The 12,907-nt window shown below is 66.1% G+C and carries 9 protein-coding genes; 5 read left to right on the top strand and 4 right to left on the bottom strand.

Features of this window, described 5'->3' with window-relative positions:
- The first annotated feature begins 37 nt into the window (after positions 1-37).
- From DYI37_RS13515 to DYI37_RS13525, 3 genes are all read left to right on the top strand, one after another.
- Positions 38-1,327 (top strand): ABC transporter substrate-binding protein, encoded by a 1,290-nt coding sequence (locus DYI37_RS13515; protein WP_116683781.1) that lies wholly within the window; start codon positions 38-40, stop codon positions 1,325-1,327.
- Positions 1,328-1,461: 134 nt separating this feature from the next.
- Entirely contained in the window at positions 1,462-2,346 is an 885-nt protein-coding gene (locus tag DYI37_RS13520; RefSeq protein WP_116683782.1) for a branched-chain amino acid ABC transporter permease, read from the top strand.
- Positions 2,343-3,341 (top strand): branched-chain amino acid ABC transporter permease, encoded by a 999-nt coding sequence (locus tag DYI37_RS13525; RefSeq protein WP_116683783.1) that lies wholly within the window; start codon positions 2,343-2,345, stop codon positions 3,339-3,341. The genes DYI37_RS13520 and DYI37_RS13525 overlap by 4 nt, the downstream gene beginning before the upstream one ends.
- A 529-nt stretch (positions 3,342-3,870) precedes the next feature.
- Here the strand turns inward: DYI37_RS13525 and coaE are convergent.
- From coaE to DYI37_RS13540, 3 genes are read right to left on the bottom strand one after another with little or no spacing between them, the layout of a single operon-like run.
- Positions 3,871-4,455, bottom strand: a complete 585-nt coding sequence (gene coaE, locus DYI37_RS13530) for a dephospho-CoA kinase (protein ID WP_147307931.1) — start codon at positions 4,453-4,455, stop codon at positions 3,871-3,873.
- 19 nt (positions 4,456-4,474) lie between these two features.
- Positions 4,475-5,476 carry a shikimate dehydrogenase gene (locus tag DYI37_RS13535; RefSeq protein ID WP_199520156.1) on the bottom strand — a complete coding sequence of 334 codons (1,002 nt, stop codon included), beginning with the start codon at positions 5,474-5,476 and terminating at the stop codon, positions 4,475-4,477.
- A complete protein-coding gene (locus tag DYI37_RS13540; protein WP_116683785.1) occupies positions 5,469-6,068 on the bottom strand; it encodes a Maf-like protein in 600 nt (199 codons plus the stop codon). Before DYI37_RS13540 ends, DYI37_RS13535 begins: the two co-directional genes overlap by 8 nt.
- A 215-nt stretch (positions 6,069-6,283) precedes the next feature.
- Between DYI37_RS13540 and DYI37_RS13545 the strand changes: the two genes are divergently transcribed.
- Entirely contained in the window at positions 6,284-9,991 is a 3,708-nt protein-coding gene (locus DYI37_RS13545) for a hydantoinase B/oxoprolinase family protein (RefSeq protein ID WP_116683786.1), read from the top strand.
- Positions 9,992-10,144: 153 nt separating this feature from the next.
- On the opposite strand, the gene guaB is transcribed toward DYI37_RS13545, so the two are convergent.
- The gene (guaB, locus tag DYI37_RS13550; RefSeq protein ID WP_116683787.1) at positions 10,145-11,647 is read right to left on the bottom strand and encodes an IMP dehydrogenase; all 1,503 of its coding nucleotides are present in this window, start codon (positions 11,645-11,647) and stop codon (positions 10,145-10,147) included.
- 252 nt (positions 11,648-11,899) lie between these two features.
- On the opposite strand from guaB, the gene DYI37_RS13555 reads away from it, so the two are divergent.
- Entirely contained in the window at positions 11,900-12,904 is a 1,005-nt protein-coding gene (locus tag DYI37_RS13555) for an adenosine kinase (protein ID WP_116683788.1), read from the top strand.
- Positions 12,905-12,907: the final 3 nt, after the last annotated feature.

Genomic DNA, 12,907 nt, shown 5'->3' on the forward strand with positions numbered 1-12,907 from the left:
TTCGGCGGCGTGAAACAATCATCAGGGAGGACACATCATGAAACTGACGAAGACACTGCTTCTCACCGGCGCGGCGAGCATGCTGGCGCTTTCGGCGAACGCACAGGACTCGGGGAGCGGCATCAGCGACGACACGATCAAGATCGGTCTCATCGCCGACATGTCGGGTCCCTATTCGGCGCTCGACGGTGCCGGGTCCGAGGCTGCGATCCGCATGGCCATCGAGGAGATGGGCGGCGAGATCGACGGCAAGAAGATCACGCTCCAGACCGCCGACCACCAGAGTAAGGCCGATATCGGCTCCAACATCGCGCGCCAGTGGGCCGACCAGGACAATATCGACCTGATCCTCGGCGGCGCCAATTCCGGCGTCGGCATCGCCCTTCAGGAAATCACCAGCGAGAAGGGCGTCGCCTACATCAACAATGGCGGCGCGACCAATGCGCTGACCAACGAGAACTGCGCCCCCGAGACCGGCCTCCACTGGACCTACGACACCGATGCACTGGCCAACGGCACGGCGGTCGCGATGGTCAAGGAAGGCAACCAGTCCTGGTTCTTCATCACCGCGGACTACACCTTCGGGCACAATCTCAAGAATACCGCGGCAAATGCGGTCCAGGAGAATGGCGGCGAGGTCGTCGGCGAGGTCTCGGCTCCCTTCCCCACCCAGGACTTCTCCTCCTTCCTGCTCCAGGCACAGGGCTCCGGCGCCCAGGTCGTCGGCCTTGCCAATGCGGGAACCGACACCCAGAACGCCGTCAAGCAGGCGCAGGAATTCGGCCTCACCCAGGCCGGCCAGAAGCTCGCCTCGCTGCTTCTCTTCATCACGGACGTGGACGCGCTCGGCCTCGACGCGGCGCAGGGTCTGACTCTGACCACCGGCTTCTACTGGGACCAGGACGACAAGGCCCGCGAGTGGAGCGCCAAATACGAGGAGCGCACCGGCGCAAAGCCCTCCATGGTTCAGGCCGGCATGTATTCCTCCGCGCTCAACTACCTCAAGGCGGTCAAGGAAGCCGGCACGGACGACGCCAAGAAGGTCGTCGCCCAGCTGAAGACCATGCCGATCGAGGACGCGTTTGCCCGCAATGGCAAGGTCCGCGCCGACGGGCTGATGGAACACGACATGTTCCTGGCTCAGGTGAAGACCCCCGAGGAGAGCTCGGGCAAGTGGGACTACTATAACATCATCCGCACCATCCCGGGCGCCGACGCGTTCCAGTCGATCGAGGACGGCAAGTGCGAGGCCGCGAAGACGGCCATGGCCGAAGGCGGCGCCTCGGGCGCTTCAGGCACCGAGAGCACGTCCGGTCAGGCCCAGTAAGACCAGTGATCGTTGAGCGCGGCGGACCTTGAGATCCGCCGCGTTCGCCTCCTTAGAATTCGTAGCAAGCCCGCCCTGCCTGCCCGTCTGACGACGGTCAAGGCGGACGGTGCCTTCCAGGGATTACGACGCGCATGGACTTTCTCGGGGTCCCCTTCCCGGTCTTTGCCGGACAGCTGCTCATCGGGCTGATCAACGGAGCCTTCTATGCCGTGCTCAGTCTCGGGCTCGCGCTGATCTTCGGGCTGCTCAACATCGTCAATTTCGCCCATGGCGCGCTTTACATGGTGGGTGCCTTCGTCGCCTTCCTGCTGCTCGACGTGCTCGGCATCGGCTATTGGCCGGCGCTCGTCCTCTCGCCGATCATCGTCGGCGTCTTCGGAATGGCCATCGAGCGCTTTCTCCTGCGGCCGATCGCCGATCTCGATCACCTCTACGGACTGCTTCTGACCTTCGGCCTCGCCCTCCTGATCGAGGGCCTCTTCCGACAGGTCTACGGCGTCTCGGGCGAGACCTACGCCATTCCGGCCGCTCTCCAGGGCGGCTTCAATCTCGGCTTCATGTTCCTGCCCACCTACCGGGCCTGGGTCATCGTCGCGGCGGTGGTCGTGTGCGGCGCGACCTGGTTCCTCATCGAGCAGACGCGCCTTGGAGCCACCATGCGTGCGGCGGTCGAGAACGCCGATCTCGTGCGGGCCTTCGGCGTCAACGTTCCGCTGCTGGTCACGCTCACATACGGGCTCGGCGTGGCGCTCGCCGCCTTCGCCGGCGTTCTCGCGGCACCGATCTATTCGGTCAATCCGCTGATGGGCTCCAACATCATCATCGTCGTCTTCGCGATTGTCGTGATCGGCGGCCTCGGATCGATCAAGGGAGCCATCCTGTCGGGCTTCCTGCTCGGCATCGCCGAGGGCGTGACGCGGGTCTATTATCCGGAAGCCTCCAACATCATCATCTTCGTGGTCATGGCTGTCGTGCTGATCGTCAGGCCGGCCGGACTGTTCGGGAAAACCGCATGACCGACATCACCAAGACCGAGGATGCCCGCACGGTGCGCGCCCGTTCCCGATCGTCCAGCATCCTTGCCGATGTCCGGCTCTGGGCTGCGATCGGCTTCGTCCTTCTCCTGATCGCGCCGCACTACGTCTATCCGGTCTTCGTCGCGAAGATCCTGTGCTTCGCCCTGTTCGCGGCGGCGTTCAACCTCCTGCTCGGATTTGCGGGGCTCCTCTCCTTCGGTCATGCGGCATTCTTCGGAATGTCGGCCTATGTGACCGGCTACTGCCTCCAGACGCTCGGCTTCTCGGCCGAACTCGGCATTCTCGCAGGCACTGCCGCGGGGGCCCTGCTCGGCCTCGGCATGGGCCTTCTGGCCATCCGCCGTCAGGGCATCTACTTTGCGATGATCACCCTCGCGCTGGCCCAGATGGTCTATTTCGTCGCGCTGCAGGCGCCCTTCACGGGCGGCGAGGACGGAATGCAGGGCGTGCCGCGCAACGCGCTCTTCGGCGTCATCGACATGTCGACGAACATGAACGTCTATTATCTCGTTCTCGGCGTGTTCTGCATCGGCCTCTTCATCATCTACCGCACCGTGCACTCGCCGTTCGGACAGGTGCTGAAATCCATCCGCGAGAACGAGCCCCGCGCGATCTCGCTCGGCTACGACGCCGATCACTACAAGCTGATGGCCTTCGTCATTTCCGCCGCCCTGTCGGGCATGGCCGGCTCGGCCAAGGTCATGGTGTTCCAGCTCGCATCCCTGACGGACGTCCAGTGGCAGATGAGCGGCGAAGTGGTGCTGATGGCGGTTCTCGGCGGCATCGGAACCATGCTCGGGCCGATCGTCGGCGCAACGATCATCATCTCGCTCCAGAACGAACTGGCGCAGATCGGATCGATCTCGACCATCGTGCAGGGCGCGGTCTTCGTCTTCTGCGTGCTCGCCTTCCGGCGCGGCATCGTCGGCGAGATCAAGCACCGCTGGGCCCTCTGGCGCAGCCGCTCTTCCTGAACGGGCGGGCATCGGGCCACCGGCGGATCCAAAGGCGACAGTCCCGCCATTCGGCATGAGACCGAGCGGTCTCGGCCACACGGCGCTCAAATCGAGCGCCCCCTCACGGATACCCCGCCGCCTGGGTCTCGGGCGTTCGCCTCTCCAAGAGCCTAGTTCGCGGAGGATCGGCGGCTACAACACCGAGCACACAAACGAAAGGCCGCTTCCTTTCGGAAGCGGCCTCGTGATTTCGAGCCGGCCAGGTCATCGGCGGGCGATGACGCCGGTCCGTAAATCCTCAGACGAAGCGGAAAGACTGCTCCCCGCGCACCATCAGATTCAAAGACCCAACCGGCATCAGATAATCACTCGACATTGGATCACCTCCTTTCGCTTCGTTAAACACAAGGCAAAGTATGGGGAGGGGCGATGGGACGCGCAAGGGCCAAACCCTGGAGCCGTCGAACCTTTTCGTCGCAGCTGTCTGCGCCGGGGGCGACCGGACGGCACCCGGGGCAAGCGCACGCTCAGGATCGGCAACCCCAGCCTACCGGCCCAGCAGGTCCTTCATGATCGACGAGACCTCGTCCCTTGCCGCATCGAGGCCGCGCGAGGTGTCGATCACGTAATCGGCACGGCGTCGCTTTCCTTCATCGGGGATCTGCGATGCGAGGATCGCCTCGAATTTTTCGGCGGTCATGCCCGGCCGGGCAAGAACCCGTTCACGCTGGATGCTGGCGGGCGCCGTGACGACGGCGACCCGATCGCATCGTTTCTCGCCACCCGTCTCGTAGAGAAGCGGAATGTCGAGAACGGCGAGAGAAGCACCGCTGGTCCTCGCCGCCTCGATGAAGGCCGCCTCCTCCTCGCGCACCAGCGGATGGATGATCGCTTCCAGACGTCGCATCTCTTCGGGGCGCCCGACCACAGCCGTGCCGAGGCGCGCCCGGTCGACGATGCCCGCCTCGACGGTGCCCGGAAAGGCGGCCTCAATGAGCGGTGCCGCCCTGCCCGCATAGAGGCGATGTACGGCGGCATCCGCCGAATGGACAGGGACGCCCTCCGCCTCGAACATCTCTGCCGTCGTCGACTTGCCCATGCCGATCGATCCGGTGAGGCCGAGGACGATCATCGAAGGTGCCTTGTCATCATCAGGTCTCGATGCCGAGATCGCGCAGCACCAGCGCCCGCAGCTCCGGCGTCACCTCAGGCCGTTTGCCGAACCAGCGCTCGAACCCCGGAACGGCCTGATGGAGCAGCATTCCAAGGCCGTCGCAGAAAGCGAGCCCCCTCGCCTCGGCAGCTTTCAGGATCGGTGTCATCAGAGGCGAATAGACGATGTCCGTCACCATCGCGCCGGGTTTCATCATCGAAAGATCGGGAAGCTTGTCCGCGAACCAGGCGGGAAGCTCGGGGTCCCGCTCGGGCACCGGCGCGGTGTTGACGAGGAGATCCGTCACTCCGAGAAGGCCGCTCCGCTCGTCCTCGCCATGGGCCGACAGGCGAGGGCCGAAGTCCCGCACGAGGGCCTCGGCGCGCGACACCGTGCGGTTGACCACCGCGACATGGCCGACGCCGCGCTCCAGAAGAGCGTGGATCACGGCGCGGGCGGCGCCCCCTGCCCCGATGACCAGCGCATGCTCGGCACCGTCCCAACCGGCGAGCCGCTCGTCGAGATTGGCGGCAAAGCCATAAGCATCGGTATTCCCGCCGACGAGGTCGTCACCCTCGAACCAGAGCGTGTTGACCGCACCAATCGCCTCGGCCGCAGCGTCCCGCCGGCTCACGGCCGCGAACGCCGTCTCCTTGTGGGGGATCGTGACATTGCCGCCGATGAAGCCGTTCTCGCGCAGCTTCGAAAGGAAGAGCTTGAACTCCTCGGGCGGGACGCCCTGGCGCGTATAGCTGCCGTCGATGCCGAGGCTCTTCAGCCAGTGGCCGTGAACGAGGGGCGAGCGCGAATGCCAGACGGGCCAGCCGGTGATGAAAGCCTTCGCGCCCGCCTCCGGCGTCCGCCCGAATGCCGGATCGAAGATGGAATGCTCGCCGCGAGGCCTTGCCTCGCCGCTGACATAAGGCTTGGGCTCCCAGGCCGCGTCGCGCTCGGCGATGGTGCGTGCCCTCTCTTCCGCCCGGTCGGTCTCGTCAGCCATCGATCTCGCCTCGCGCGCGCAGTTCCTTCAGAAGCGGCAGCAGCGGCAGGCCGATGATGGTGAAATAGTCGCCCTCGATCGCCTCCATCAGCTGGATGCCCTCCTTCTCGATCTGGTAGCCGCCGACACTCGTCAGGGCCTTCTGGCCGGCATGGGCGAGATAGCGGCCGACGAAACCCGGATCGAGTTCTCGCATGGTGAGCGCCGCGATAGAGGTGTGGCGCCAGACGACCGCGCCGTTCTCCACGAGGACCACCGCGCTGTTGAGGTGATGGGTCTTGCCGGAAAGCGACAGGAGCGCGCGGCGCGCTTCTTCCATATTCGCGGGCTTGTGGAACACCCGGTCGCCCAGCGAGAGGGTCTGGTCGGCGCCGATCACGAGGCTTCCGGGATGACGCTCGGAGACGTCCGTCGCCTTCGCCTCGGCGAGGATTTGGGCGATCTCGTCGGGTGCGGTGCCCGAGTCCTTCATCGGCGCTTCGAGCGCACGTTCGTCGAGTTCGGCAGGGTCGGTCGTGAAGTCGACACCGGCATTCTTCAGGAGCTCGCGGCGATGGACGCTCGACGAGGCGAGAACGATACCCTTCGGCATGGGCAGACCCCTTTCTTCAAAAAACCGGCATGCGGTCGCCGTCTCGCGGCGGAGGATTTCGAGGGCTGCTTGTCCCGATTTTCGCGAACGCGCGCAAGAGGCGAGAGAGAACGCAAGCGGGTGACGCCTTGCATTTGCTTCCGTTTTGCGGCGCGATAACTGAGCGATGGACGACCTCCCCCGAGCGGGCGGCAGGCGGCAAGGGAGACGACGGAATGGCGGACGGAAACGGACAAAGCGGCGTTCGCGATTTCTGGATCGACCGGGGCGGCACGTTCACCGACATCATCGCCCGCAGCCCCGATGGCACCCTGACCCCGCTGAAGCTCCTGTCGGAAAATCCCGGCGCCTATGACGATGCGGCGCTCGAAGGCATCCGGCGCATTCTGGGGCTTCAGACCGGCGCGCCGATCCCGCCGGACCAAATCGGCACGGTTCGCATGGGCACCACGGTCGCGACCAACGCGCTTCTGGAGCGCAAGGGCGACCGCACGCTTCTCCTCGTCACACGCGGCTTCCGCGACGCCCTCAAAATCGCCTATCAGGCCCGACCCGACATCTTCGCCAAGCAGATCGTGCTGCCCGAACAGCTCTACGAGCGGGTGGCCGAGATCCCTGAGCGGATCCTTGCGGACGGCACGGTCGAGACGGAGTTCGACGAAACGGCGGCGCGAGAAGCGCTCGACAAGGCGAAGGGCGACGGGATCGATGCGGTCGCCATCTGCTTCATGCATTCCTGGCGCTATCCAGCGCACGAGAAGACTGCCAGGCGGCTCGCCGAGGAGGCCGGCTTCTCCCAGGTCTCGACCGGACACGAGGTCTCGCCCCTGGTCAAGCTCGTCGGGCGCGGCGATACCGCGGTGGTCGACGCCTATCTGACGCCGATCCTGCGTCGCTACGTGGAACGGGTCGCCGGCGCACTCGGCGCGAAGACCGGCGAGGATGCGGCTCCTTCCCTCCAGTTCATGATGTCCTCCGGCGGACTGACGGCGGCCGAGATGTTCGACGGAAAGGACGCGATCCTCTCGGGGCCCGCTGGCGGTGTCGTCGGCATGGCGGAGACCGGACGAGACGCCGGCTTCGAGAAGATCATCGGCTTCGACATGGGCGGCACCTCGACCGACGTGACCCATTATGCGGGATCGTTCGAACGGGCGCTCGATTCGGAGGTCGCGGGCGTGCGCGTCCGTGCCCCGATGATGCGCATCCACACGGTGGCGGCGGGCGGCGGCTCCATCCTCGCCCTCGATCAGGGCCGGTTTCAGGTCGGCCCCGCCTCGGCCGGCGCCCATCCCGGGCCCGCCGCCTACGGCAAGGGCGGACCGCTCACAGTGACGGACGCCAATGTGATGCTCGGCAAGCTCCGTCCGGAGCTCTTCCCCAAGGTGTTCGGAGCGAGCCAGGACCAGCCCCTCGACGCGAAGATCGTGCGCGAGAAGTTCGAGGCCATGCGAGCGGCCTCGGGCAGCCGTCGAAGCCTCGAGGAGATCGCCGAGGGCTTCCTCACCATCGCCGTCGAGAACATGGCGAACGCGATCAAGAAGATCTCGGTCCAGCGCGGCTATGACGTCTCTTCCTATCTCCTCAACTCCTTCGGGGGCGCGGGCGGGCAGCATGCCTGTCTCGTCGCCGATGCCCTCGCCATGGAGACGGTGCTGATCCATCCGATGTCGGGGCTCCTCTCTGCCTATGGCATCGGGCTGTCCGCCCTTTTCGCGAGCCGCAGCCAGGCGATCGTCGTGGCGCTCGACGAAGGGGCGCGCACAGAGATCGAGGAGACGGCCGATCGCCTCGGCAGGACGGCGCGCGAAGAACTGACCATCCAGGGTCTTTCGGCCGACGCCATCAGCACCGAAACGATCCTGCAACTGCGCTATGACGGCACCGATACGACCCTGCCCGTTCAATGGAGCGGAGACCTCGCCGAGGCGCGCAGAGGCTTCGAGGCCGCGCACAAGGCGCAGTTCGGCTTCATCTACGAGGACCGTGCGATCACCGTCGAGACCGTGACGGTCGAGGCGAGCGAGGTTCGCGAGGCGTTTGACGGGCGACGGGAGACCGCGAGCGGCATCGAGCGAGAGGCGGAGCCATCCCAGCGCGCCGAGGTGTTCACGGACGGGAAGCGGCGCGAGGCCGGGGTCTATCGCAGCGAGACCCTCGAGGCCGGCCACCGGCTCGACGGGCCGGCCCTCATCGTCGAGCCGAACCAGACCATCGTGGTCGAGCCGGGCTGGCGCGCCGAGATGACGGCGCGCGGCGACATCCTGATGCGCCGGATCGAGAAGAAGCCTCGTCTCGCCGCGCTCGGAACCGGCGAGGCGGGCGGCGACGGCGCCGATCCGGTTCTTCTCGAGGTCTTCAACAACCTCTTCATGTCGATCGCCGAGCAGATGGGGGTGACGCTCCAGAACACGGCTTCCTCGGTCAACATCAAGGAACGGCTCGACTTTTCCTGCGCGGTCTTCGATGCGGACGGGGCGCTCGTCGCCAATGCGCCGCATATGCCGGTCCATCTCGGCTCCATGGATCGCTCGGTGGAGGCGATCATCAAGGCGAACCGGGGGACGATCCGCCCCGGCGACGTCTTCGCCCTGAATGCCCCCTATAACGGCGGCACCCACCTGCCGGACATCACTGTGGTCACGCCCGTCTTCGACGAGGCGGGAGCGGACGTCTCCGGGATCTCAGACGAGGAGGACCGCCGGATTCTCTTCTACGTCGCCTCGCGCGGCCACCATGCGGATGTGGGCGGCATTGCCCCCGGCTCCATGACGCCCCGTGCGACCAGGGTCGACGAGGAGGGCGTCCTTTTCGATAATCTGAAGCTCGTCTCGAAGGGAAGCTTCGAGGAGGAGGCCGTGCGCCGCGTCCTTACCGATCATCCCTACCCGGCGCGCCGGCCCGAGCAGAACATCGCCGACCTCAAGGCGCAGATCGCCGCGAACGAGAAGGGCGTTTCCGAATTGCGGCGGATGGTCGAGACCTTCGGGCTCGAAACCGTGAGAGCCTATATGGGCCACGTCCAGGATAATGCGGCGGAGGCCGTGCGCGAACTGATCTCGCGCCTCGACGATTGCGCATGCGACTACGAGACGGATACCGGCCAGACGATCCGGGTGAAGATCACCGTCGACAGGCAGGCGCGCACCGCGACGGTCGACTTCACCGGCACCTCGGAGGTCCGCGCGAACAATTTCAACGCGCCCGAACCGGTCACCCGCGCGGCCGTTCTCTACGCCTTCCGGGTGATGGTGGAAAAGCCGATCCCGATGAATGCCGGATGCCTGCGGCCGCTCTCCATCGTCATCCCGGACGGCTCGATGCTGAAGCCGTCCTATCCCGCTGCGGTGGTCGCAGGAAACGTGGAGACCTCCCAGCACGTGACGAACGCGCTGTTCCAGGCCTTCGGTGCCCTGTCGAACCATCAGGGCACCATGAACAACCTTACCTTCGGCAACGAGCGCTACCAGTATTACGAGACGATCTGCGCGGGCTCGCCGGCGGGCCGGCTCAACGACGGCACGTCCTTCGCAGGGACGGCCGGCGTCCACTGCCACATGACCAATTCGCGCCTGACCGATCCGGAAATCCTCGAAATGCGCTATCCCGTGGTGCTGGAGGATTTCCATATCCGCGAAGGGTCGGGCGGCGCGGGCGCCCAGCGCGGCGGGGACGGAACCGAACGGCGCATCCGCTTCCTGGAGCCGATGGACTGCGCGATCCTCTCCTCCCACCGCACGCGCCCGCCGGAGGGGATCGCGGGCGGCGAACCGGGCGAGACCGGAGCCACTCTGGTGCGCCGCCTGAGCGGCGAGATCGAGGAACTGGCCCCGTGCGACCAGACGCTGCTGGACGCAGGCGAGGCGGTGATCGTGCGTACGCCGACGGCCGGCGGCTACGGCAAGGCGAGCGATGCCGGATGATGGGTCAAGCCTGAGGCCGCGCGGCCTCAGGCACGTCGTGACGATGGGGCCGGATCGCGATCGCGGACGACATTCCGCTCAAGCCGCTCCACGGCGGGCCTTACCGGCGCCCGCCGTATTCGACCTCAATGAGTTCGCGGCGGGCGCGCCGCCTCAGCCGCCCATCGGATAGTTCGGGCTTTCGCGCGTGATCGTCACGTCATGGGCATGGCTTTCGCGCAGACCCGCATTGGAGATGCGCACGAATTCGGCCTTCTCGCGGAACGCCTGAAGATCCCTCGCACCGACATAGCCCATGGCGGCGCGAAGACCGCCGACGAGCTGGTGCAGGACGCCGCCGACCGGACCCTTATAGGCGACCTGACCCTCGATCCCCTCGGGCACGAGCTTCAACTCGTCCCGCACTTCGGCCTGGAAATAACGATCGGCCGAACCCCGGGCCATCGCACCGACGGACCCCATGCCGCGATAGGCCTTGAAGGACCGGCCCTGATATAGATAGACCTCGCCCGGGCTTTCGTCGGTGCCCGCCAGAAGCGAGCCGATCATGCCGGCGGCAGCGCCGGCCGCCAGCGCCTTGGCCAGATCGCCCGAGAACTTGATGCCGCCATCGGCGATCACCGGGATGCCCTGCTTGTCGGCCTCTTCGGCCGCGCCCATCACGGCCGCGAGCTGCGGCATGCCGACACCGGCGACGATCCGCGTCGTGCAGATGGAGCCCGGGCCGATGCCGACCTTCACGCCATCCGCGCCCGCATCGATGAGCGCCCGCGTGCCGGACGGCGTCGCCACGTTACCGGCGATGATCTGGACCGAATTCGACTGCTTCTTGACCCGCGTGACCATGTCGAGGACCCGCTGGGAATGGCCGTGGGCCGTATCGATCACGAGAAGATCGATGCCGGCGTCGATCAGGCGCTCGGCCCGCTCGAACCCGTCGGCGCCGACGCTCGTCGCGGCGGCCGCCAGAAGACGGCCATGGGCGTCCTTCGCAGCATTCGGGTTGAGCTGGGACTTCTCGATGTCCTTCACGGTGATGAGGCCGATGCAGAAGCCCGCTCTGTCGACGACGAGGAGCTTCTCGATCCGGTGCTGGTGGAGCAGGCGCTTGGCCTCGTCCTGGGTGACGCTTTCCTCGACCGTGATGAGATTCTGGTGGGTCATCAGCTGGCGGATCGGCTCGCCATCGTCGGAGGCGAAACGCACGTCGCGATTGGTGAGGATGCCGACGAGCCGGCCGCGTCCCGTGCCCTCGTTGTTGCCGTTGTCGACGACGGGGATGCCGGAGATGCGATGCTGGGCCATCAGCGCCCGGGCGTCGCCGAGGGTCGCGTCCGGCCCGATGGTGACCGGGTTCACGACCATGCCGCTCTCGAACTTCTTGACCTGCCGAACCTGCTCGGCCTGTTCGAGCGGCGTCAGATTGCGGTGGATGACGCCGATGCCGCCGGCCTGGGCCATGGCGATGGCGAGGCTCGATTCGGTGACCGTATCCATGGCCGAGGACAGGATCGGGACGTTCAGCGCGATCTCGCGGGTGATCTTCGTGCGGACATCCACCTCGCCCGGCATGACTTCCGAATGTCCGGGCTGGAGCAGAACGTCGTCGAAGGTGAGAGCGGTGCCGCCGGAAGCGGTCTCGATGATGCGGGCCATGCCAGTCCTTCCGAAATGCCTTGAACGGCGCGCGGACATCGGGTCCACGTGCGGTGCAAAAGGATGGCGCTGACGGCTAGCACGGCTCCGTGACGTTGGGAAGATCGCCGCGCGAGCCGGGCCGTCTTCCAGACTGGCCATTCGGGCGACGAACCGTTAACAGACGCGCGACCCCGAAAGGGGGCGGACGAAACGTTTCATGCGGACGATCCGCCGATCCCGATAGCCAAAGAACCGACGGACCCCGACCCCATGGCCGAATACGACCTTCTCTGCATAGGAAACACGATCGTCGACGTCATCGCCTATTGCGAGGAGGAATTCCTGAACAAGGAAGCCATCCAGAAGAGCGGCATGACCCTGATCGACGCCGAGCGCGCCGAAACGCTCTACGGCACGATGCCGCCTGGCTCGGAATCCTCGGGCGGCAGTGCGGCCAATACGATCGCCTGCTTCACCAGCCTCGGCGGCTCGGGCGCCTTTATCGGTAAGGTGGCGGACGACCAGCTGGGCGAGATCTTCCGCCACGACATCCGCTCGATCGGCGTTGCCTTCGACACCAAGCCGAACGACGCGGGCGGCCTGCCCACGGCACGCTGCCTGATCCTCGTGACGCCGGACGGCGAGCGCTCGATGAACACCTTTCTCGGGGCCTGCACCGAACTTGGACCGGACGATATCGACGAGACGCTCGTGAAGGCCGCCAAGGTCACCTATTTCGAGGGCTATTTGTGGGACCCGCCCCGCGCCAAGGAGGCGATCGTGAAGGCTGCGAAAGCCGCCCATGCGGCTGGTCGCAAGGTGGCGATGACGCTTTCGGATTCCTTCTGCGTCCATCGCTACCGCTCCGAGTTCCTCGACCTCATGCGTTCCGGCACGGTCGACATCGTCTTCGCAAACGAGGCCGAGGCGCTCGCGCTCTACGAGACCGACAATCTCGACGACGCTCTCGACGCGCTCGGCCGCGACGCGAGGACACTCGCCGTCGTCACCCGGTCGGAAAAGGGCTGCATCGTGGTCGAGGATCAGACCCGCACGGTGGTGCCGGCAAGCCCCGTCGAGCGTGTCGTGGACGCGACGGGCGCGGGCGACGCCTTCGCCGGGGGCTTCCTCAAAGGCTATATCGACGGACTGCCGAGCGAAGTCTGCGGCGCGATCGGCGTCGAGGCCGCATCGCATGTGATCTCGAAGCTCGGCGCGCGGCCGGCCGGCCGGCTCACTGATCTTCCGGCAATCAAGGCGATCGGGCGGAGCTGACGC

The sequence above is a fragment of the Fulvimarina endophytica genome (assembly GCF_003403015.1).
Lineage (GTDB): Bacteria > Pseudomonadota > Alphaproteobacteria > Rhizobiales > Rhizobiaceae > Fulvimarina > Fulvimarina endophytica.

Coding starts and splice junctions, on each gene's coding strand:
- DYI37_RS13555 (WP_116683788.1), top strand. CDS start 11,900: ATGGCCGAATACGACCTTCTCTGCATAGGAAACACGATCGTCGACGTC.
- DYI37_RS13520 (WP_116683782.1), top strand. CDS start 1,462: ATGGACTTTCTCGGGGTCCCCTTCCCGGTCTTTGCCGGACAGCTGCTC.
- guaB (WP_116683787.1), bottom strand. CDS start 11,647: ATGGCCCGCATCATCGAGACCGCTTCCGGCGGCACCGCTCTCACCTTC.
- DYI37_RS13535 (WP_199520156.1), bottom strand. CDS start 5,476: ATGGCTGACGAGACCGACCGGGCGGAAGAGAGGGCACGCACCATCGCC.
- DYI37_RS13545 (WP_116683786.1), top strand. CDS start 6,284: ATGGCGGACGGAAACGGACAAAGCGGCGTTCGCGATTTCTGGATCGAC.
- DYI37_RS13525 (WP_116683783.1), top strand. CDS start 2,343: ATGACCGACATCACCAAGACCGAGGATGCCCGCACGGTGCGCGCCCGT.
- coaE (WP_147307931.1), bottom strand. CDS start 4,455: ATGATCGTCCTCGGCCTCACCGGATCGATCGGCATGGGCAAGTCGACG.
- DYI37_RS13540 (WP_116683785.1), bottom strand. CDS start 6,068: ATGCCGAAGGGTATCGTTCTCGCCTCGTCGAGCGTCCATCGCCGCGAG.
- DYI37_RS13515 (WP_116683781.1), top strand. CDS start 38: ATGAAACTGACGAAGACACTGCTTCTCACCGGCGCGGCGAGCATGCTG.